21 protein-coding genes are annotated in these 20,229 nt (G+C 66.3%); 13 read left to right on the top strand and 8 right to left on the bottom strand.

Annotated features, from left to right (window positions below; all coding sequences use genetic code 11):
• The first annotated feature begins 22 nt into the window (after nucleotides 1–22).
• The 6 genes from K8U54_RS20940 to K8U54_RS20910 all read left to right on the top strand — a co-directional run bounded on the left by K8U54_RS20940 (nucleotide 23) and on the right by K8U54_RS20910 (nucleotide 7,390).
• Nucleotides 23–892, top strand: coding sequence for a branched-chain amino acid ABC transporter permease (locus K8U54_RS20940; RefSeq protein ID WP_249907610.1), 870 nt, complete (start codon nucleotides 23–25; stop codon nucleotides 890–892).
• A complete protein-coding gene (locus tag K8U54_RS20935; RefSeq protein WP_434059964.1) occupies nucleotides 889–3,378 on the top strand; it encodes a branched-chain amino acid ABC transporter ATP-binding protein/permease in 2,490 nt (829 codons plus the stop codon). The genes K8U54_RS20940 and K8U54_RS20935 overlap by 4 nt, the downstream gene beginning before the upstream one ends.
• The gene (locus tag K8U54_RS20925) at nucleotides 3,375–4,592 is read left to right on the top strand and encodes an amidohydrolase family protein (protein ID WP_249907609.1); all 1,218 of its coding nucleotides are present in this window, start codon (nucleotides 3,375–3,377) and stop codon (nucleotides 4,590–4,592) included. The genes K8U54_RS20935 and K8U54_RS20925 overlap by 4 nt, the downstream gene beginning before the upstream one ends.
• Nucleotides 4,593–4,773: 181 nt before the next feature.
• The gene (locus K8U54_RS20920; protein WP_249907608.1) at nucleotides 4,774–5,796 is read left to right on the top strand and encodes an ABC transporter substrate-binding protein; all 1,023 of its coding nucleotides are present in this window, start codon (nucleotides 4,774–4,776) and stop codon (nucleotides 5,794–5,796) included.
• Between the two features lie 11 nt (nucleotides 5,797–5,807).
• Complete coding sequence (locus tag K8U54_RS20915) at nucleotides 5,808–6,572, top strand: ABC transporter permease (protein ID WP_249907607.1); 765 nt, start codon at nucleotides 5,808–5,810, stop codon at nucleotides 6,570–6,572.
• Nucleotides 6,569–7,390 carry an ABC transporter ATP-binding protein gene (locus tag K8U54_RS20910; RefSeq protein ID WP_249907606.1) on the top strand — a complete coding sequence of 274 codons (822 nt, stop codon included), beginning with the start codon at nucleotides 6,569–6,571 and terminating at the stop codon, nucleotides 7,388–7,390. Before K8U54_RS20915 ends, K8U54_RS20910 begins: the two co-directional genes overlap by 4 nt.
• A gap of 23 nt (nucleotides 7,391–7,413) precedes the next feature.
• Here K8U54_RS20910 and K8U54_RS20905 read toward each other — a convergent pair whose 3' ends face one another.
• From K8U54_RS20905 to K8U54_RS20895, 3 genes are all read right to left on the bottom strand, one after another.
• Nucleotides 7,414–8,109 (bottom strand): GntR family transcriptional regulator, encoded by a 696-nt coding sequence (locus K8U54_RS20905; protein WP_249907605.1) that lies wholly within the window; start codon nucleotides 8,107–8,109, stop codon nucleotides 7,414–7,416.
• A gap of 295 nt (nucleotides 8,110–8,404) precedes the next feature.
• Nucleotides 8,405–9,190, bottom strand: a complete 786-nt coding sequence (locus K8U54_RS20900; protein ID WP_249907604.1) for a sulfite exporter TauE/SafE family protein — start codon at nucleotides 9,188–9,190, stop codon at nucleotides 8,405–8,407.
• Between the two features lie 171 nt (nucleotides 9,191–9,361).
• Nucleotides 9,362–10,558: an MFS transporter gene (locus tag K8U54_RS20895; RefSeq protein WP_249907603.1), complete on the bottom strand. Its 1,197-nt coding sequence runs from the start codon at nucleotides 10,556–10,558 to the stop codon at nucleotides 9,362–9,364.
• A 148-nt stretch (nucleotides 10,559–10,706) separates the two neighbouring features.
• Here K8U54_RS20895 and K8U54_RS20890 point away from each other — a divergent pair, with 148 nt between their 5' ends.
• Complete coding sequence (locus tag K8U54_RS20890) at nucleotides 10,707–11,597, top strand: LysR family transcriptional regulator (protein WP_249907602.1); 891 nt, start codon at nucleotides 10,707–10,709, stop codon at nucleotides 11,595–11,597.
• Nucleotides 11,598–11,666: 69 nt separating this feature from the next.
• On the opposite strand, the gene K8U54_RS20885 is transcribed toward K8U54_RS20890, so the two are convergent.
• Nucleotides 11,667–12,164 (bottom strand): GNAT family N-acetyltransferase, encoded by a 498-nt coding sequence (locus K8U54_RS20885; RefSeq protein WP_249907601.1) that lies wholly within the window; start codon nucleotides 12,162–12,164, stop codon nucleotides 11,667–11,669.
• Between the two features lie 136 nt (nucleotides 12,165–12,300).
• Between K8U54_RS20885 and K8U54_RS20880 the strand changes: the two genes are divergently transcribed.
• Genes K8U54_RS20880 through zapE form a run of 3 tightly spaced genes read left to right on the top strand, consistent with a single transcriptional unit; the run spans nucleotide 12,301 to nucleotide 13,984 of the window.
• Nucleotides 12,301–12,678, top strand: coding sequence for a hypothetical protein (locus K8U54_RS20880; RefSeq protein WP_249907600.1), 378 nt, complete (start codon nucleotides 12,301–12,303; stop codon nucleotides 12,676–12,678).
• The gene (locus tag K8U54_RS20875; protein WP_249907599.1) at nucleotides 12,675–12,872 is read left to right on the top strand and encodes a helix-turn-helix transcriptional regulator; all 198 of its coding nucleotides are present in this window, start codon (nucleotides 12,675–12,677) and stop codon (nucleotides 12,870–12,872) included. Before K8U54_RS20880 ends, K8U54_RS20875 begins: the two co-directional genes overlap by 4 nt.
• Nucleotides 12,869–13,984, top strand: a complete 1,116-nt coding sequence (gene zapE / locus K8U54_RS20870) for a cell division protein ZapE (protein ID WP_249907598.1) — start codon at nucleotides 12,869–12,871, stop codon at nucleotides 13,982–13,984. The genes K8U54_RS20875 and zapE overlap by 4 nt, the downstream gene beginning before the upstream one ends.
• A gap of 60 nt (nucleotides 13,985–14,044) precedes the next feature.
• Here zapE and K8U54_RS20865 read toward each other — a convergent pair whose 3' ends face one another.
• The 3 genes from K8U54_RS20865 to K8U54_RS20855 all read right to left on the bottom strand — a co-directional run bounded on the left by K8U54_RS20865 (nucleotide 14,045) and on the right by K8U54_RS20855 (nucleotide 16,519).
• Entirely contained in the window at nucleotides 14,045–15,229 is a 1,185-nt protein-coding gene (locus K8U54_RS20865; RefSeq protein WP_249907597.1) for a patatin-like phospholipase family protein, read from the bottom strand.
• 22 nt (nucleotides 15,230–15,251) lie between these two features.
• A complete protein-coding gene (locus K8U54_RS20860) occupies nucleotides 15,252–16,172 on the bottom strand; it encodes a lipid A biosynthesis lauroyl acyltransferase (protein WP_249907596.1) in 921 nt (306 codons plus the stop codon).
• Between the two features lie 65 nt (nucleotides 16,173–16,237).
• The gene (locus tag K8U54_RS20855) at nucleotides 16,238–16,519 is read right to left on the bottom strand and encodes a DUF2218 domain-containing protein (protein ID WP_249907595.1); all 282 of its coding nucleotides are present in this window, start codon (nucleotides 16,517–16,519) and stop codon (nucleotides 16,238–16,240) included.
• Nucleotides 16,520–16,705: 186 nt separating this feature from the next.
• On the opposite strand from K8U54_RS20855, the gene K8U54_RS20850 reads away from it, so the two are divergent.
• Together K8U54_RS20850 and K8U54_RS20845 are read left to right on the top strand one after the other, a co-directional pair.
• Nucleotides 16,706–17,887, top strand: coding sequence for an acetyl-CoA C-acetyltransferase (locus tag K8U54_RS20850; RefSeq protein ID WP_249907594.1), 1,182 nt, complete (start codon nucleotides 16,706–16,708; stop codon nucleotides 17,885–17,887).
• An 86-nt stretch (nucleotides 17,888–17,973) separates the two neighbouring features.
• Nucleotides 17,974–18,267 (top strand): hypothetical protein, encoded by a 294-nt coding sequence (locus tag K8U54_RS20845; protein ID WP_249907593.1) that lies wholly within the window; start codon nucleotides 17,974–17,976, stop codon nucleotides 18,265–18,267.
• A 42-nt stretch (nucleotides 18,268–18,309) separates the two neighbouring features.
• Here K8U54_RS20845 and K8U54_RS20840 read toward each other — a convergent pair whose 3' ends face one another.
• Nucleotides 18,310–18,915 carry a TetR/AcrR family transcriptional regulator gene (locus K8U54_RS20840; protein WP_249907592.1) on the bottom strand — a complete coding sequence of 202 codons (606 nt, stop codon included), beginning with the start codon at nucleotides 18,913–18,915 and terminating at the stop codon, nucleotides 18,310–18,312.
• Nucleotides 18,916–19,026: 111 nt separating this feature from the next.
• Between K8U54_RS20840 and K8U54_RS20835 the strand changes: the two genes are divergently transcribed.
• Nucleotides 19,027–20,229: an MFS transporter gene (locus K8U54_RS20835; RefSeq protein WP_249907591.1), complete on the top strand. Its 1,203-nt coding sequence runs from the start codon at nucleotides 19,027–19,029 to the stop codon at nucleotides 20,227–20,229.

Below are 20,229 nucleotides of genomic sequence, written 5' to 3'. Positions count from 1 at the left end.
GCCCGCCCGGAGGATTATCGTCATGATCACCGCCGCCATCATCACCGGGCTCGGACTGGGCAGCATGTATGCCCTGCTGGCCCTGGGTTTCCATATCACCTACGTGGTTTCGCGCACGGTCAATTTCGCCCAGGGCAGCGCCATGATGGTGGGCGCCGTACTCGGCTACAGCTTCGCCATCACCTGGGGCTGGCCACTGTGGCTGGCGGTTCCGGCGACCCTGGCGCTGTGTGCCGTCTACGGGCTGATCATCGAGCGTTTTCTGGTGCGTCCCTTCCATTCGCGGGGCTCCGAAGCCTGGCTGATGGCGACGGTGGCAGCGGGCATCCTGGTCGACAACCTGGCGCTGTTCACCTTTGGCAAGGAGCCGCGGCAGTTCACTTCCGCCCTGGCCAACCAGCACCTGGCGCTGTTCGGCAACAACGTCGGCGTGCTGCAGTTGCTGATTCCCATGGTTGGCGGCGGCATCGCCCTGGCGCTGTTTCTGGTGCGTCGCTACACCCGCCTGGGCAAGGTGCTGGAAGCCTGCGTGCAGAACCCCAGGGCCGCCATGCTGATGGGCATCCGCGTCAACCGCGTGGTCGCCGTGGCCTTTGCCGTGTCGACCGTGTTCGCCGCGATCGCCGGCCTGTTGATCGCGCCGCTGTTCAGCGTGAATGCCGAGATGGGCATGTTGTTCGGCCTCAAGGCCTTCGCCGTGGCGATTCTCGGCGGTATCGCTAGCGCTGGCGGGGTATTCGCCGCCGGTCTGCTGTTCGGTTTGGTGGAGGCGCTTGTGACCCTCTATTTCGGTTCGGCCTTCACGCAGTTGTTCACCTTCGCCCTGGTCATTCTGGCCCTGGCGCTGCGCCCCAACGGCCTGTTCGGCAGCAAGACCCTGGTGAAAGTATGACCCTGAAGAATTCCCTGTTCGCCCCCGCTTCCCTCGCCCTGCTGACGCTGGCCTGCATCGCGGCCGCGCTGCTGCTCGACAGCTACTCGCTGCTGGTTTTCACATTCTGCGCCCTGGCCGTGGTGGTCGGCGTGGGCCTGAATATCCTCATCGGCCTGAGCGGGCAGATCTCCTTCGGCCATATCGCCTTCTACGCCATCGGCGCCTATGTCTCGGCGCTGCTGACCATGGCCGGCCTGCCCCTCGGCCTGGCGATGCTCGCCGCCGGCCTGGCCTGTGGCGCCATCGGCGCGCTGTTGGCGATCCCGGCGCTGCGGGTCAGCGGCCCTTACCTGGCGATGATCACCATCGCCTTCGCCCTGGTGGTGCACCACGGCCTGATCGAATGGCGCTCGCTGACCGGCGGGGCCAACGGCCTGATGGGCATCCCCCTGCCGGAAATCGGCAGCCTCGATCCGAGCGTGAGCCTGGCCTTGATCGCCACCGGCCTGATGATCGCCGCCCTGGCCCTGTTCCAGCGCCTGCGCCGCAGCGGCTGGGGCATGGCGATGCGCGCGGTGAAATCCACCGAGATAGCTGCCCGCTCCCTCGGTTTCAACCCGGTGCAGACCAAGACCCTGGCCTTCGCCCTGTCCGCCCTGCTCACCGGTCTGGCCGGTTCGCTGGTGGCGCCGCTGATGATGTTCATCAACCCGGCCTCCTTTCCCTTCTCGCAGTCGATCCTGTTCGTGCTGGCGGTGATCGTCGGCGGCAGCGGCACCCTGTTCGGCCCGCTGCTCGGCGCCCTGTTGATCGTGCTGCTGCCGGAAATGCTCTCGGATTTCGCCGAATACCGCCTGCTGATCTTCTCGGTGCTGCTGCTCGGCGTGCTCTGGGCAGCGCCTCGGGGCCTGCTCGGCACCCTGGCCAGCCTGTGGCTGCGGCCAGTTCACCAGGGCGCCCCGGCGGCCTTAGATCAGGCGCAGCTGAGGGCATTCTTCCAGCAGCACGGCGCCCGCGACGGCCTGCAGGTCAGGGATATCGGCATTCGTTTCGGCGGCGTCCAGGCGGCGCAGAACGTCAGCCTGCAGGCGTCACCGGGCAGCATCACCAGCATCATCGGCCCCAATGGCGCGGGCAAGACCACGGTGCTGAACATGATCAGCGGCTTCTACGCACCGGACAGCGGCAGCATCGACCTGGGCCGCCCCCTGGCTGGCCTGCCCGCCTGGAAAATCGCCCGTGCCGGTATCGCCCGCACCTACCAGACCACCCAGCTGTTCGGTGAGCTGTCGGTGCTGGAAAATCTGCTGGTGGCCATGCAACGGGGGCGCCTCGGCCTGCCCTTCAGTTGCGCCAGCGATAGCCGGCGCCAGCTGGCCCTGCAGTTGCTGACGCTGGTCGGCTATCAGGGCTCGGTGAACACCCCGGCCGATGACCTGGCCCACGTCGACCGGCGCCTGGTGGAAATCGCCCGCGCCCTGGCCAGCCGTCCCAGCGTACTGCTGCTCGACGAGCCGGCAGCCGGCCTCAGCCGCAGCGACACCGACCGCCTGGCGGGCCTGTTCAGGACCCTGGCCGGGTTCGGCATCGCGGTGATCCTGGTCGAGCACGACATGGGCCTGGTGATGGCCGTGTCCGAGCGCCTGCTGGTGCTCGACGCCGGCAAGCCCATCGCCTGGGGCGTGCCGGACGACGTGCGCAAGGATCAACGGGTCATCGCCGCCTATCTGGGCGGCACCAGCTACCAGGCCACGCCGCGGGCCGAAGCCTGGGACGGCTCGCGCGATGCACGCCTGTACATCAAGGATCTGGTCATCGACTACGGTGCCGCGCCGGTGGTCGACAAGGTCAATATCGTGGTCAACCCTGGCGAGCTGATCGCCATTCTCGGCGCCAACGGCGCCGGCAAGTCGAGCATCCTGCAGTGCCTGGCCGGGCTGCACCAGGCCAGTGGCGGCAGCATCCTGCTCGACAACGAAAACATCGAACATGCCGATGCCAGCACCATCGCCGCCCGGGGCCTGGCCCTGGTGCCGGAAGGCCGGCAGATGTTCGGCCAGCTCAGCGTGCGTGACAACCTGCTGCTCGGCGGCTACTCACGCAAGGGAGCCTTCGATGCCGAGGCGGAAATCGAAGCCATCCTGCGCCGTTTCCCACGCCTGCGTGAGCGTATCGACAGTCCCGCCGGCCTGCTCTCGGGCGGCGAACAGCAGATGGTGGCGGTCGGCCGCGGGCTGATGGCCAAGCCGAAGATCCTCTTGCTCGACGAGCCTTCCCTGGGCCTGTCGCCGGCCATGATCGGCGAGCTGTACGACGCCCTGGCGGCCCTGCGCGACGAAGGCGTGACCCTGCTGCTGGTCGACCAGATGGCCAACCTCGCCCTGCAGGTGGCCGACCGCGCCTATGTGCTGGAAACCGGGCGCATCGTCAAATCCGGCAGTGCCGAGGCGTTGCGCGGCGACCCGCAACTGGAAGCGGCCTACCTGGGAGGCGCGGCAGCATGAGCGCCCTGACCCTCATCAACGCCCGCCTCGGCGCCGACGCCAGGGCGCTGCAGACCCTGTACGTGGAAAACGGCCGCTTCGCCAGTGCGCCAGGTGCCGGCGCAGAGACCCTCGACCTGCAGGGCAAGCTGCTGCTGCCCGGCCTGGTGGAAAGCCATATCCATCTCGACAAGGCCTGCATCATGCAGCGCTGCCAGCTCAGCGAAGGCACCCTGGCCGAGGCCATCGCCCAGACCCGCGCGGCCAAGGCCAACTTCAGCGAAGCGGACGTCTATAAACGCGGCGCCCAGGTGCTCGACAAGGCCATCGCCCAGGGCACCACGCACATGCGCACCCACGTCGAGATCGACCCGCAGATCGGCCTGACCGGCTTCAACGCGGTGCGCCGCCTGCAGGCCGATTACGCCTGGGCCATCAGCCTGGAAATCTGCGTGTTTCCCCAGGAAGGCCTGCTCAACAACCCCGGCACCGAAGCCCTGTTATGCGAGGCGCTGGCCCTGGGCGCCGAGGTGCTGGGCGGTTGCCCTTATACCGATGCCGAGCCGAGCGCACAGATCCGCCGGCTGTTCGAGCTGGCGGTAGAGTTCGACCGTGATCTGGACTTGCATCTGGACTTCGACCTGAACCCGGAAGGCATGACCATCGGCGAGGTGATCCGCTGCACCCGCCAGCACGGCTGGGGCGGCCGGGTGACCATCGGCCATGTGACCAAGCTGTCGGCACTGCCCAGGGACACCCTGCTGGCGGTTGCCGAGTCGCTGGCCGAGGCCGGCGTGCAGGTCACCTGCCTGCCGAGTACCGACCTGTTCCTCACCGGCCGCGAGCACTTCCACAACCGGCCACGCGGCCTGGCGCCCTTGCAGCACCTGCACGCCTGTGGGGTGACCTGCTCGCTGTCGACCAACAACATCGGCAACCCCTTCACGCCCTACGGAGACGCCTCGCTGGTGCGCCAGGCCAACCTGTTCGCCAACGTCAGCCAACTGGCTACCGAGGCCGAACTGCTGCGCTGCCTGAGCTGGGTATCGAGCGAATCGGCACGCCTGCTGCGCCTGCCCGACTACGGCCTGACCCCCGGCTGCCGCGCCGACTTCATCGTCTTCGATGCGCCCTCACCGGCCGCCGTGGTGGCGGAGATCAGCCCGCCGCTGATGGGCTACAAGGCCGGCCGCAAGACCTTCGAACGGGCGCAGCCACGGCTGCTCAGGCCGTGACGGCGCCGATCACCGCACGCGCCAACCTGGGGCCTGTTTGTCGACGCTGCGCAGATATCGCCCCTGCCGCCGTCCACACAGCAACGTAACCACCTGAATTTCATAGATTTATCAACCTGGAACGGCACGTGCTTACCGCCATGTACACGCCATATTGCCCATCTGAAAACAGGGAAAACCGATGAAAGACCACAAACCTGAAAACCCGCCACTCAAGCTGGATCGTCGCCAATTGATGAAGTGGCTGGCCGTGGCGGGAAGCGCAGTGACGCTTGGCAGCCTGCTCCCCGCTGGCGCGTTTGCCGCCGATGACGAGGAAATCCGTATCGGCTATTGGCCCATCGTCGGCGGCCTGCCGCTGTATGTCGCCCTGGAGCGAGGTTTTTTCAGGGAGGCCGGGCTCAACGTCAAAGGCGTCAAGTTCTCCAGCCCGCAGCAAATCGTCGAGGGCATGATCACCGGGCGAATCCATGGTTGCGCCAACGGCACCGCGACCGGCGCCCTCGGCCTGGGGGCGATCACCATGCCGGGGCTGTTCAAGATCATCTGCTCCAACCCGTCGAACCATCGCCTGGTTCTGGACGAGTTTCTGGTGCCGCTCGATAGCACCGCGCAAAGCATCGGCGACCTGCAAGGCAAGCGGATCGCCTGCGGCCCCGGCATCCAGAACGTCACCATGGCCAAGATCATTCTGGAAAAGAATGGCTTCAGCGATCCGTCGGTCATCGAACTGCCTGTCGGCCAGCATGCGCCAGCCCTGGCGGCCGGCCAGATCGACGGGGTCTATACCCTGGAGCCGACCGGCACCGTGGGGCGCATGAAGAAGTTGTCCCGCACCCTGGAAACCGGCGTCATCTCCAGATACGTGCTCGGCAATGCCGACGCCCCCTGGTTCGGTGGCGCAGCCGCGCTGAACAGCAGCTTTATCGAGCGCAAGCCAGAGCAGGCGAAGGCCTTTATCGCCGCCTACCAGAAGGCCGTGGAATTCATCGCCGCGCAGCCGCAGCAGGCTCGGGAGAACATCGTCGGCTACACCAGCATCGAAGCGGACCTGGTCAACGAGGTGCCGCTGCCGGGCTTCGTCATGTATTCCGAGCTGCAAGGCGACAACCTGCAATGGTTCCAGAAGTTCTATGACGTGTTCACCGAGCGCAAGATCTTCAGCAAACCGATCGACGTGGCTGCGCTGATCTATCAGGGCTGAGGAGAATCGTCATGACGTCAAACTGGTCTTCGCGCCTGTTGCCACTGATCGGCCCGCTGCTGCTGTTCGTACTCTGGCAAGTGGCGGTCAGTGCGCAGTGGTTGAATCCGGTCCTGCTGCCCTCGCCGCTGGAAACCCTGGGTTTCCTGTTCCAGTCGTTCGGCGAACCGTCCATGCGTACCGATATCGCCTCGACGCTGTACCGAACCCTGGCCGCCTTCGCATTCGCGGCCGCGGTGGGCGTGCCCCTGGGAGTGATTCTGGGCAGCAGCGAAAAGGTCTACCGCAGCCTGGAATTTCTGATCGACTTCTTTCGCTCGACGCCCTCCTCGGCGCTGATCCCGCTGTTCATGCTGATCTTCGGCATCAGCGATGCCAACAAGATCGCCATCGCCGCCTTCGCCGCCGTGCTGGTGATCCTGTTCAACAGCGCCTACGGCGTGATGAACGCCAAGAAGACCCGGCTGATGGCCGCCAAGGTGATGGGCATTTCCCGCTGGCACATTTTCAAGGACATCCTGCTGATGGAGAGCCTCGCGCAGACCTTCGTCGGCCTGCGTACCGGGGTGTCCATCGCCCTGGTCATCGTGATCGTCGCGGAAATGTTCATCGGCTCGGAAAACGGCCTGGGCCACCGCATCATCGATGCCCAGCAGGTATTCAACATCAAGGACATGTACGCCTCGATCCTGATCACCGGCGCCCTGGGCTACCTGCTCAACCTGGCGTTCCTGCTCATCGAGAAAAAAACCGTTCACTGGAGTAGCCAGGCATGACGCACGCGCTTTCCCTCACCACAGCCCTCGACAAGCCACAGTTACCCGGCGTTGCACCGCACGCCGACACCCATGTCACCATTCGCGGCCTGAGCAAGGCCTTTGCCGGCCAGCCGCTGTACACCGACCTGGACCTCGACCTGCCCCGTGGCAAGATCGTCTCGACCTTCGGGCCCAACGGTTGCGGCAAGTCGACCCTGATGAACATGATCGCCGGGCTGCTGCCGATGGATAAGGGCGAGATCCTGTTCGATGGCAAGACGCTCGCCCAGACCAGGATCGGCTACGTGTTCCAGAACTACCGCGATGCGCTGTTCCCGTGGATGACGGCCCGCGCCAACATCGCCTACCCCCTGGTGCGTCAGGGCATGGCCAAGGCGGATGTGAAGACGCGGATCGATGAGCTGACGCAGATGTTCGACATCCGCTTCGATCTGGATCGTTATCCCTATGAGCTTTCGGGCGGCCAGCAGCAGACCGTGTGCATCATGCGGGCGCTGGCGCCGCGTCCGGAGGTGATGTTCCTCGACGAGCCGTTTTCCGCGCTGGACTTCGAGATGACCTTGTTCATCCGCGACAAATTGCAGGAAGTGCAGCTGGCCACCGGCGTCACCATGCTGATCGTGTCTCACGACCTGGAAGACGCGGTATTCCTGGCCGACGAGATTCTGCTGCTGACCCGGCGCCCCACCCGGGTAGCCGAAATCGTCCCCTTCGATCTGCCCCGGCCTCGGGGCGCGGAGATCATGAGCCACCCGGAGTTCGTGCGGGTCAAGGCCCATACGCTGGAGGTGTTCAGGCGGGAGATGGCGCTCTGAGGGCGTTGGCAGCCCCCGCCGCGTTACAGCCCCGCCAGGGCCTGGCGCAGGTTGATCTCGGGCGCGGCCTGGTCATCCAGGTCCAACTGGGCTTCGAGCTCGCCCAGGTGCTCGAGCATCACCGCCGCGGCCCGCTCGTGGTCGCCCTTCTCCAGGGCGGTGATGATTTGCTGATGCTCGTCGGAGGCGCAGGACGGCACGTCGTTGCGCTGGTAGAGGGCGACGATCAGTGAGCTGCGCACCATCAGGTTGGCGAGGATCTCACTGAGCACCGAGTTGCCGCTGATCTCGCCGAGCATCAGGTGAAACTCGCTCAACTCACGGACGATGGCGCGGCGATCGGTAGCGCTGGTGGCCTTGCGCTCGTTGCTCATGTGGGTGGCCACCCGCTGGCGCTGCTTGTGCATGATCGCCGGCGTGATGCTTTCGACGATCGCCCGCTCGATGGCGCGCCTCGCCGCGAATATCTCCCGCGCTTCCTTGGCACTGGGCTGAGCGACCATGGCGCCACGGTTCGGCTCGATGGTCACGACCCGCTGCAGGGCCAGCCGCTGCAGCGCCGCCTGGACGTGGTTGCGGTTGGCCTGCAGGGTCTCGACGATCTGCGCTTCGATCAGCCGCGTTCCCGGTGGCAAGCGATGCTGGGCGATGGCCTTGAACAGCACATCGACGATGCGCTGCACTTCGACTTGCTTGCTGGTGGCGGTCTTGGCGGCCATCTCTTCCCCTGATCCCACATCGACGAGCCGTGATGGCCCGCCGCGAACGCTTGCACCGGCGCATTATCCGCCAGCCGCCTGAGTTGGGTAAATACGCTTCGCTAGCGCTCCGCCGATGCGCGCCCAGCGTACGGAGCTGGGCAGCCGCGACAGACGCCTGCGCAGCACATCGCCCGAGATATCAGACGCTGCTAGCCATCATCAGCCACCTTGCTAACGAAGCGGACATCGCCATGGGCTGCCGCGAACGCGACTCGTCCCATGGACGTGCCACGGGCCGCTCAGGTTGCGGTGATCAGAACGCCAGTTTGTAGCCGATCACCATCAGCATGATCGCCAGGAACGGACGCAGCACGTTGTCGGACACACGCCCCGACAGGTGGCTGCCGAAGAAGATGCCCGGCAACGAGCCCAGCAGCAGGTAGCCCAGCACTCCCCAGTCCAGGTTGCCGAGCCCGGCATGGCCCAGGCCGGCCACCAGGGTCAGGGGCACGGCGTGGGCGATCTCGGTGCCCACCAGGCGGCGCGTGGCCATCAGCGGATAGAGCAGGAACAGCGCCACGGTACCGAGGGCGCCGGCACCGATGGAGGTCAGGGTGACCATGAAACCCAGCACCAGGCCGACCACCACGGTCAGCGCATTGAGGCGTCCGGGGCTGAAGTGGAAACCGTCCCCGGCATGGCGGCTGGCGAAGGCGAACAGCTGTTTCTTGAACAGGATCGCCGTGGCGGTGAGCAGCAGCACGATGCCCAGCGAATGCTTGATCAATTGATTGGTGGCGTGCTGATCGCCTGGCATCAGGGTCAGCGCCAGCAGGGTCAGCAGGGCCGCCGGCACGCTGCCGGCGGCCAGCCAGGCGGTCACCGACCAGTCAATATTGCGGTTGCGCTGGTGGACGAACACCCCGCCAGCCTTGGTGATCGCCGCATACAGCAGGTCGGTGCCCACCGCCGCCGCAGGGCTGATGCCGAACCACAGCAGGATGGGCGTCATCAGCGAACCGCCGCCCACGCCCGTCATGCCCACGATAAAGCCAACCACCAGCCCCGCGACAACGAAGCCCAAACCGCCAAAATCCATACCTGCCCCAATTGCCGTCGTCGGCTCATTTTCGCCAGCCGCGCAGGATAACCACTTGAAGGGCAAGGACTTATACCGAATGTGCATTTGCTTATAACGCCTACCACCCTGGCTGGCCCGCATCCGCCTGCCGCGGGCGAGGATCAACCTTCCTACGACCGGCGATAGGTATCAGGCGAAGCCGTAGCGACGTGCGCGATAAACCACGCCTAGGGTGATCAGCGCCAGCCCGGCCGCCGCCCAGGGCAGCCCCTGCGCGCCCACGCCGTCGAGCAGCAAACCGCCACCGATACCGCCACCGGCGATGCCCAGATTCCAGGCGGTCACGCACATCGACTGCGCCACATCGGCCTCCTCGCCGGCAGCGCGCATCGATGCCGTTTGGAACAACGCCGGCACGCCGCCGAACGCCAGCCCCCAGGCCGCCACGCCGGCATACACCAGCCAGGCCGAGGTATTGCAGAGCCCGAGCAACAGGCAGGCAGCGGCCAGCAGCGCGGTGCTGAACAGGCTGAGCGAACGTAGGCGGCGATCTATCAGAAGACTGGTCAGCCAGATGCCCGCCAGCGCGGCCAGGCCGAATACCAGCAGTACCCGGTCCACCTGTGCAGCCAAGCCCGATGGCGAGAGATAGGCGGCGATGTAGGTGTAGAACAGGTTATGGGCCAGTACGTACAGCAGAATGGCCAGCAGTACCGACCGCACGCCCGGCAGCCTGAATACCCGGCCCAGCGACAGTGGTGCGGCGCCGCGCTGGCCCGGAAAATCTGCCAGGGCGAAGCGCCCCCAGGCCAGCAACAGAAGGGTCAGCACGCTCATCAGCGCAAAGGTATGGCGCCACCCGAATACCCCGCCCAACCAGGTGCCCGCCGGGATGCCCAACGACAGCGCCAGCGGCGCGCCGAGCATCGCCACGGCAATGGCGCGACCAGCCAGGTGCGGCGGCACCATGCGTGCGGCCAGGCCGGCGGCCAGTGCCCACAACAGCCCGGCAAACACGCCGGCAAAAAACCGCGCGAGCAGATTCACCCCGTAGACGCTCGACAACGCGGTGACACCATTGACCAGCGCAAAGCCGCCAATGGCGATCAGCAGTAACGGCCGCCGCCGCCAGCTGCGCGTGGCCATCACCAGGGGGATGGCAGCCAGCAGCGAGCCCAGTGCATACAGGGTGACCATCTGCCCGGCCATGGCCTGGCTGACGCCAAGATCGGTGCTCAACTGCGGCAGCAGGCCAGCCGGCAACGCCTCGGTGAGAATGGTGATGAAGCCCGCAGCGGCCAGCACCAGCAGCCCGCTGAGCGGCAATCGCGCGGTAGCGGGCCCAGCCACCGGGTCCGTGATAAGCCTGGAATTGTCGTTCTGCATCCAAAATACGCCTGGCAGCTCTCGGTCCTGCAAGGTGCAGCCGATCGAGCGCCCCCAGGTTAGGCAGCCGCACCATCAAGAAAAACAGGCCATTATTCTCAACTTATAGGACACTTGTGTCCTGAATCTTTCGGGTACACGGCTCATCATGGATAATCTCAGCGGCATCGCCGTTTTCGTACAGGTCGCCAACACCTGCAGCTTTACCGACTGCGCCCGACTGCTCGGCATATCTGCTTCGGCGGTGGGTAAAAGCATCGCCCGCCTGGAGCAGCGCCTCGGTGTGCGCCTGCTGCATCGCAGCACCCGCAGCATGACCCTGACCGCCGAGGGCCAGCGCTTTCTGGAGCGCTGCCGCAAGGTGCTCTGCGAACTGGAGGCCGCCCAGCTGGAAATATCCAGTGCCGCCGCCACGCCCAGCGGACGCCTGCGTATCAGCCTGCCACGGGTGGGCGAATGGGTGATGCCGGTGCTGATCGACTTCATGCAGCGCTATCCGCAGATCGAGCTGGATATCGACCTCTCGAACCGCATGGTCGACCTCTTCGAGGAAGGCTTCGACGCGGTGATACGCACCGGCACCCTGCAGGACTCACGGCTGACCGCGCGCCAGCTCGGCCACTTCCGCCAGCGCCTGGTGGCCACTGCCGATTACCTGCGCCAGCACGGCACACCCGCCACGCCGACCGAACTGCGTGAGCACGCCTGCCTGATGCACCGTTTCCATGCCAGCGGCAAACTGGAACGCTGGCCCCTGCAAAGCCCCGAGCTGGAGAACACGCTCAGGCCGCGCGCCATCTGCAACAGCATCGACAGCCTGCTGCAGATCGCCTGCGCCGGTCAGGGCATCGCCTGCCTGCCGGACTTCATGGTCGATGCGGCGATAAGCGACGGCCGGCTGCAATCCATCCTGGCCAACCACCTGAGCCACAGCGGTGCGTTGTGGCTGCTCTGGCCCAACAGCAAATACGCGTTGCCGAAACTCAGGGTCTTTATCGATCACATGAGCAGTCGGCTGCTCGCTCACAGCGCCATATGAATCAACCGGCCACGGGCCGGCAGCTGCGCGCCAAGCGCGGCCCAGCCGATTGGCGTGTATACGCGGCCGCTACGTCAGGTCCAGGCGCATCCTCTGGGCCTGATCCTGATGCCCGGCAGGCAATCGGCAAGGCGGCAGGTCGGCGACCCAGGCAAAACCGTAGCGGCCATACAACGCCAGCGCCCCGTGGTTGGATTTGAGCACCTGCAGCTCGATGCGCTCCATGCCCTGCTGCCGGCAATGGCCGATCAGCGCTTCCAGCAACACGCGGCCCAACCCCTGCCGGCGCCACTGCGCCTGCACCTGCATGCCGAGAATCCCCACCCTGGGGTCGCCTTCAGGCCGGCAATAGCTGTCCGGGTAGGCTTCGGCCGTGGCGATGATGCGGCCGTCATGCTCGATCACATACACCGCCCAGCCATTGTGCTCGGCCTTCTCCAGGGCACGGGCGATCACCGCCTTGGGCGGCGCGCAGGGCCGGGTGGAGAACAGTCCCTCCGCCGCCACTGCACTGAACAGGGCGTGAAAGCCATCGAGGTCGCTCGGGCGTATTCTGCGTGGCTGCATACTGATCTCTGCTGCTGGAAACAGGTGCATGCTAGAGAAAAGGACGGAGCGGCGCATCACCCCAATGTAAAGCAAGCTTGACTACGCACGACAGATGCGACAATGTAAAGCACGCTTTCCATATCGAGCCATGACCATGACCCGTACCCGCCCCTTTCTCGTTCAGTTTGCCGTGGCGATGATCGCCTACGTTGCCGCCGTGGTCGTCAGCAGTATGCTGCTCGCCAACCTTCCCGATGGCTCGTTGCGTACCCTTTGCGCACTGATTCCCGTCGTGCCGATGATCCTCGTGGCGCTCACGGTGATTCGCCAGGTGCGCCAGCTGGACGAACTGGCCCGCACCATTCACCTGGAAGCCCTGGCCATCGCCTTCGTCGGTACGGCACTGCTCACCTTCAGCTACGGTTTTCTGGAAACCGCCGGCTTTCCGCGCCTGTCGATGTTCTTCGTCTGGCCGGTGCTGGGCACCTTGTGGGGCTTGGGGTCCTGGTTCAGCTGGAGGCGCTACCGGTGATCAACCAGATACGCGAGTTGCGCAGCCAGCGCGGCTGGTCCCAGGCCGAGCTGGGCGAACGCCTGGGCGTCTCCCGGCAGACGGTGAATGCCATCGAAACCGGCCGCTATGATCCCAGCCTGCCGTTGGCCTTCAAGATCGCTCGACTGTTCGAACGCCCTATCGAAGCCATCTTCCAGGCGCCCGAGGCATGAACATCCACACCCGCACGCCGCTCGAGGCGTACCGTCTGGCCGTCGAACAGCAGGGCTTCGTCAGTGATGCCGCCCAGCAGCATGCGGTCGAACACCTGCAGCGCTGCTACGAAGCCCTGCAGCGCGGTGACTTGCCCCAGGGCGTCTATCTCTGGGGCCCGGTCGGGCGCGGCAAGACCTGGCTGATGGACAGTTTCCATGGGGCGCTGCAGGTGCCCGCCCGGCGCCAGCATTTCCATCACTTCATGGGCTGGGTGCACCGCCGCCTGTTCGAACTGACCGGCACCGCCGAGCCCCTGCAGGTACTGGCCCGGGAACTGGCGGCGGAGATTCGCGTGCTGTGCTTCGACGAGCTGTTCGTCAGCGATATCGGCGACGCCATGCTGCTGGGGCGCCTGTTCCGCTCGCTGTTCGACGAGGGCGTGGTGCTGGTCGCCACCTCCAACCAGCCGCCGGAGCAGTTGTACGCCGGCGGCCATAACCGCGAGCGCTTCCTGCCTGCCATCGACGCCCTGCTGCAGCACATGCAGGTGGTGGCGGTGGACGGCAGCCAGGATCATCGCCAGCACCCCGGCCAACGGCGCCAGCGCTATTGGCTACGCCAGGCCGGCCAGCAGAGTGCCCTGCCCGGGCTGCTGGAAGCACTGCGCCGGGCTGAGCCCGTCAGCCACCAGCCGCTGCAGGTCGGCCACCGCCAGATTGAGGTGCACAGCCACAGCGAAGGGGTACTGCATTGCAGCTTCGCACAGCTTTGCGAGCAACCGCTGGCGACCGGGGAGTTCATCCTGCTCTGTGATCGCTTCAAGGCCATCGTGCTGGGCGACGTGCCGGCGCTCAGTGCGCAGCAGCGCCCGGCCAGGATCGCCCGCGGCACCGAAGACGCCGCCGAGCGGGTGGTGGCCGGCGACCGCCAGCTGCCGGCGCTGTCGATTCACGACAATGCCGTACGGCGCTTTATCGCCCTGGTGGACGAGTGCTACGACCGCCGCGTGCCGCTGTACCTGGAAGCCGCGGTGCCCCTGGACGAACTGTACACCGAGGGCTACCTGGCCTTCGCCTTCCGCCGCACCCTGAGCCGCCTGCAAGAGATGCAGCTGGAGCGGTTTGGCTGAAGACGCGCGCAAGCCAATAGGTAGCCTGGGTTGAGCGCAGCGATACCCAGGATCGACGGCTCAGCCCACAGCAGCAGGCGTCAGCCCGAGAAACGCCTGGATCTGCGCCTTCTTGGCGATGGCGTCCTGATAGCCCAGCTCGATCAGCTCGCTGCAATAACCCGGCTCGAACAACAGGTAGCTGAGCACCCCGCCGCCGCCGTCGCGGGTCGCGCCGGGGCCGCGCAGGAACAGGCGCAGCGCCGCTGGCATCTCCCGGCGATGGCGCGCGGCGATCACGTCCAGCGGCTGGCTCGGCGAAATCACCAGCACCTCCACCGGGGTGAGCCCATAGGTGCGGCTGCGCTGTTCGGCGGGCACCAGGCGGCCGAGCTGGTTGAGGCGCTCGAGCAGCTCGATATCGCTTTCCACGTTGTCGATAAAGGTGCTGTTGAGCATGTGTCCGGCAATCTGCGCCAGGCTCGGCTGCACACCGCCGGGCACCGGCACGGGCGCCCCGCCGCCCTGGTTGCCGACCGGGTTGCCGCTGACGCCCACCACCAGCACCTTGGTCGCGCCCAGGTGCAGGGCCGGGCTGATCGGCGCCATCTGCCGTACCGCGCCGTCGCCAAAGTACTCGCGGTTGATCTTCACCGGCTCGAAGATCAGCGGAATCGCCGTGCTGGCCAGCAGGTGCGGCAGCGCCAGGCGCGTCGGCACGCCGACCCGGCGATGGCGGAACCAGGGATCGATGGCGGCGCGGCCCTGGTAGAAGGTCACCGCCTGGGCCGACTCGTAGCCGAACGCGGTCACCGCCACGGCGCGCAACTGGCGATGGCGAACCGCGGCGGCGATGCCGGAAAAATCCAGTTCACGCTCGAGCAACGCTGCCAGCGGCGAGCTGTCGAGCAGCGCCACCGGCACCTGCTTGCCGAGGCCGAGCATGCTGTGGCCGATGAAGCGGCTGGCCTGGCGCAGCACCCCGGGCCAGTCGCTGCGGTACACCTGGTGGGTATGGAAGCTGCGCCACACGCTGCTCAGGCGCTTGACCGCCTCGCGAAAATGCAGCGCGCCACAGGCCAGGCTGACGGCGTTGATGGCCCCGGCCGAGGTGCCGACGATGACCGGAAAGGGATTGTGCGCCCCCTCCTCGGGCAGCAACTCGGCGATCGCCGAGAGCACGCCGACCTGATACGCGGCCCGTGCACCACCGCCGGAAAGGATGAGCCCGGTGGTGGCCGGGTTGCCGCTAGCGTCCTGCTTCATGGGTCGATTCCGCTTCGGGGGGTCAGTAGAGTTTAGGCTCGCCTTCCGGGCGGGTCTTGAAGCGCCGGTGCGCCCACAGGTACTGCTCGGGGCAGGTGACGATGGCCTGCTCGACCCACTGGTTGACCCGCAGGCAATCGGCCTCTTCGTTCTCACCCGGGAAATCGGTCAGCGGCGGGTGGATGGTCAACCGATAGCCGCCACCATCGGGCAGGCGCATCTGGGTGAACGGCAGCACGATGGCACGCCCCAGGCGCGCGAACTTGGTGGTCGCCGTGACGGTCGCCGCCTGGATGCCGAACAGCGGCGCGAACAGGCTCTGCTTGCGACCGTAGTCCTGGTCCGGCGCGTACCAGATCGCCCGGCCGGCGCGCAGCACCTTGATCATCGCGCGCACGTCCTCGCGCTCGATGGCGGTGGCGTCCAGGTTATGGCGTTCACGGCCGCGGCGCTGCACGAAGTCGAACACCGGGTTGCCATGCTCGCGGTACATGCCGTCGATGGTGTGCACCTGGCCGAGCAAGGCGGCGCCGATCTCCAGGGTGGTGAAGTGCACGGCCATGAGAATCACCCCCTGCCCCTGTGCCTGAGCCTGCTGCAGGTGCTCGATGCCCTCGATATGGGCCAGGCGCGCCAGCTTGTGGCGCGGCCACCACCAGCTCATGGCCATCTCAAAGAAGGCGATGCCGGTCGAAGCGAAATTCTCCTTGAGCAGACGCTCGCGCTTGTCTGCCGGCATGTGCGGGAAGCACAGTTCCAGGTTGCGCGTGGCGATGCGCCGGCGCGAGCCGGCCAGGTGATACATCAGCCAGCCCAGGCCACGGCCCAGGCGCAGCAGCGCACCGTAAGGCAACTGCACGGTCAGCCAGAGCAGGCCGAGGCCGGCCCACAGCGGCCAGAACCGCGGGTGAAGAAAGGTGCGGCGAAAGACGGGACGATCCATTGACGATCCTGGATGGCGTTCAAAGCCGCCTAGTCTACCAGCAGGTTCGCCGCTCTCGGCAGTGCTCAGCGTTGCCAGTCGATCTGCAGGGTTTGGTCGGCCACCATGCGTTGCATGTGGTCGGCCACCACCGGTTCGAGGCGATCGAGGGTGGCGGCGTCCGGCGCGTCGATGACCGCCGTCAGGCCACCTTCGAAACGGGTCAGGGTAAGACGCGCCGGGTCGAAGACGATCTCGCCACGCTGCTCGTCGAAGCTCACCTGGAATTTGTGGCTCCAGTGCCGGCACAGGCGGGTCAGGCAGCGCTGCCCCTGTTCGGTGGTGACCGTTGCTCGGGATTCAGGCATGACAGTGCTCCTGAGGGATTGGCGATGCCGGAAATCTAGCACGCCGCCTCGTTACCCGACATTCGCCGTTGCACACGCCATTATCGATGCAATCGATCGAAAAGCCTGGACTTGCATGGCGGCCGGGGCGGCGTCAGGATCGTACCCCAGCCAACAACAATAGCCCCTCACGGCCAGGAGAATGCCATGCAAGAAGTCGTCATCGTCGCCGCCACCCGTACCGCCATCGGCAGCTTTCAAGGGGCGCTGGCGGACGTGCCGGCCACCGAGCTGGGCGCCGCGGTGATTCGCCGCCTGCTCGAGCAGACCGGCCTGGACGGCGCGCAGGTCGACGAAGTGATTCTCGGCCACGTGCTGACCGCCGGCGTCGGCCAGAACAGCGCGCGCCAGGCGGCGATCAAGGCCGGCCTGCCCCATGGGGTACCGGCGCTGACCCTCAACAAGGTCTGCGGCTCGGGCCTCAAGGCCCTGCACCTGGGCGCCCAGGCGATCCGCTGTGGCGATGCCGAGGTGATCATCGCCGGCGGCATGGAGAACATGAGCCTGGCGCCCTACGTGCTGCCCAAGGCGCGCACCGGGCTGCGCATGGGCCACGGGCAACTGGTCGATACGATGATCAGCGACGGCCTGTGGGACGCCTTCAACGACTACCACATGGGCATCACCGCCGAGAACCTGGTGGACAAGTACGCCATCAGCCGCGAAGACCAGGACGCCTTTGCCGCCGCTTCGCAGCAGAAGGCCATGGCCGCCATCGAAGCCGGCCGTTTCGCCGACGAAATCACCCCGATCCTGATCTCCCAGCGCAAGGGTGAGCCCGTCGCCTTCGCCATCGACGAGCAGCCCCGCGCCGGCACCACGGCCGACACCCTGGGCAAGCTCAAGCCGGCGTTCAGGAAGGAAGGCAGCGTGACGGCCGGCAATGCCTCGAGCCTCAACGACGGCGCCGCCGCGGTGCTGCTGATGAGCGCAGGCAAGGCCCAGGCGCTGGGCCTGCCGGTGCTGGCGCGTATCAAGGCCTATGCCAATGCCGGCGTCGACCCGGCGATCATGGGCATCGGCCCGGTATCGGCCACCCGCCGTAGCCTGGAGAAGGCCGGCTGGACGCTGGATGAGCTGGACCTGATCGAAGCCAACGAAGCCTTTGCCGCCCAGGCCCTGTCGGTGGGCAAGGAGCTGGGTTGGGATGCCAGCAAGGTCAACGTCAATGGCGGCGCCATCGCCCTTGGCCACCCGATTGGCGCGTCGGGCTGCCGGGTGCTGGTCACCCTGCTCCACGAGATGCTCAAGCGTGATGCCAAAAAGGGCCTGGCGACCCTGTGCATCGGCGGCGGCCAGGGTGTGGCGCTGCTGCTCGAGCGCGACTGAACGCATGGCGGCCCAGCCATTGGCTGGGCCTGCCCTTCCAGGCCTCGTTCGCGATACGATCAGGCTTCCTCCCGATGAAGCTGCCCATGAGCGACCTCCCAACTCTCCACTACCTGTTCGCCGAGTGCCGCAAACCCTGCCCCGAGCGCCCGGACGTAACGGCGATCGTGCTGTTCGCGCTGCTTTGCGAGAACGACGACGTGGTGTATCTGGCAATCCGCTACATCGACTACGCCAACGGCTTGGCGCAAGGCGATCACCTGTGGCTGTCCCTAGAGGATGCCAAGCAAGGTCTGTTCGACGAGCACGGCATTACCGAGGATGACTGGCGCGCACTGTCCGCACGGGAAATCGCTCGCATAGACCGCACCATCGAGTAAGGGGCTGGCAGCAGATCCGTGTTGGCAGTTCGGGAGTCGCAGCTAGCGGCGGCAGCCGTCCCAGAGCTTCATGACCTGAGTGACCGCCTTATCCATCGCGGCATGCTCGATGCCGTCGCGCGCCAGGGTCGAGAGCCCGAGCAGGAAGCTATCGAACGCCGCGGTCAGCGCCGTGACGTCGGTATCGCCGGCCAGCTCGCCGGCGGCGATTGCCCGCTCGACGCAGGCCCGAATCCCCTCTCGCGTGCGCTGGCGGTTTTCACCCGGCAGCGTCAGCCCCTGTGGCGGCGTGCACACGCCGATCACCCCGAGCGCCACCATGCAGCCACGCGGATGGCCGACTTCACACTGCATCCTGGCCGAGCGCCGCAGCGCCAGCTCGACGGCCTCGCGGGCCGGTAGCTGATCGTCGAACAGGCTCTCGGTTACCCGCCCGTGGGTCGCCATGTAAAGCGCCATGACTTCGTTGTAGAGCGCCTCCTTGGAGCCGAACGCGGCGTAGAAACTCGGCGCGGAAATGCCGCCAGCGATGGCGGCCTTGAGCTGGCTCAGGGAGGTGGCTTCGTAGCCGTGCTCCCAGAACAGGTGCATCGCCTGCACCAGTGCCGCTTGCCGATCGAATGTGCGTGGGCGCCCCATCTGTGCCATGTGCATCCTCCTGCCTGACGACATAAATACTAGTCGATACAAAAGTCATTGACCACCAGGTATCGATCGACCTACATTTGTATCGACCGATACATATATGAGCGATCCGCCATGACATCCGCTACGAAACCCGACGCCCTCCCCGTGTCCGCCCTACTCGCCCTGGCGATGACCGGCTTTATCTGCATCCTCACCGAAACCCTGCCGGCGGGCCTGCTGCCGCAGATCAGTGCCGGTCTCGGCGTGTCGCCCGCCCTGGCCGGGCAGCTGGTGACCCTCTACGCCCTGGGCTCGCTGCTGGCGGCCATTCCACTGACCATCGCCACCCAGGGCTGGCGGCGACGCAACGTGCTGTTGCTGGCGATCGTCGGCTTTCTGCTGTTCAACTCGATCACTGCCTGGTCGTCCGACTACGTGCTGACGCTGGTCGCACGCTTTTTCGCCGGCATGGCGGCAGGGCTGGCCTGGAGTCTGATCGCCGGCTACGCCCGGCGCATGGTCGCCCCGCACCAGCAAGGTCGCGCCCTGGCGCTGGCCATGGTCGGTACGCCCATCGCCTTGTCCCTTGGCGTGCCCATCGGCACCTGGCTCGGCGGCGTGGTGGGCTGGCGCAGCGCATTCGGCCTGATGTCGCTGCTGAGCATCGTGCTGATCGTCTGGGTATTGGCCAAGGTGCCCGACTACCCCGGCCAGGCGCGTACCCAGCGGGTGCCCCTGCGCAGGGTATTGCTGACACCCGGCGTGCGCCCGGTGCTGGCCGTGGTGCTGACCTGGATGCTCGCCCACAACATGCTCTACACCTACATCGCGCCCTTTATCGCCCCAGCCGGGCTGGCCAGCCAGGTGGATGTCGTGCTGCTGGCCTTCGGCGTCGCCGCGCTGATCGGCATCTGGATCACCGGCCGGCTGGTCGACCGCCATCTGCGCCAGGCAGTGCTCACCAGCCTCGCCACCTTTGCTCTGGTCGCCCTGCTGTTCGGCCTGTACGCCGAATCGGCTGCCGTGTTGTACCTCGGCGTGTTCGTCTGGGGGCTGACCTTTGGCGGCGCCGCCACGCTGTTGCAGACCGCCCTGGCCGATGCTGCCGGCTCCGGTGCCGACGTGGCCATGTCGTTAAACGTGGTGGTCTGGAACAGCGCCATCGCCGCCGCAGGCCTCGCTGGCGGCCTGCTGCTCGGCCAGTTCGGCGTCGGCCTATTCCCCTGGGCAATGCTGGCGCTGCTGCTGATCGCCCTGTGGATCGCCTCGGCGGCCAGCCAGCACGGCTTTCCTGCCGGCCAGCGGCGCAGCGACGTACTGGTCGCCGGCCATTGA

Origin of the sequence: Pseudomonas fulva (assembly GCF_023517795.1) — a bacterium.
Taxonomy (GTDB): Bacteria; Pseudomonadota; Gammaproteobacteria; order Pseudomonadales; family Pseudomonadaceae; genus Aquipseudomonas; species Aquipseudomonas fulva_D.
The sequence above is the reverse complement of the archived record's forward strand: the minus strand, read 5'-3'. Positions and strand labels throughout refer to the sequence as shown.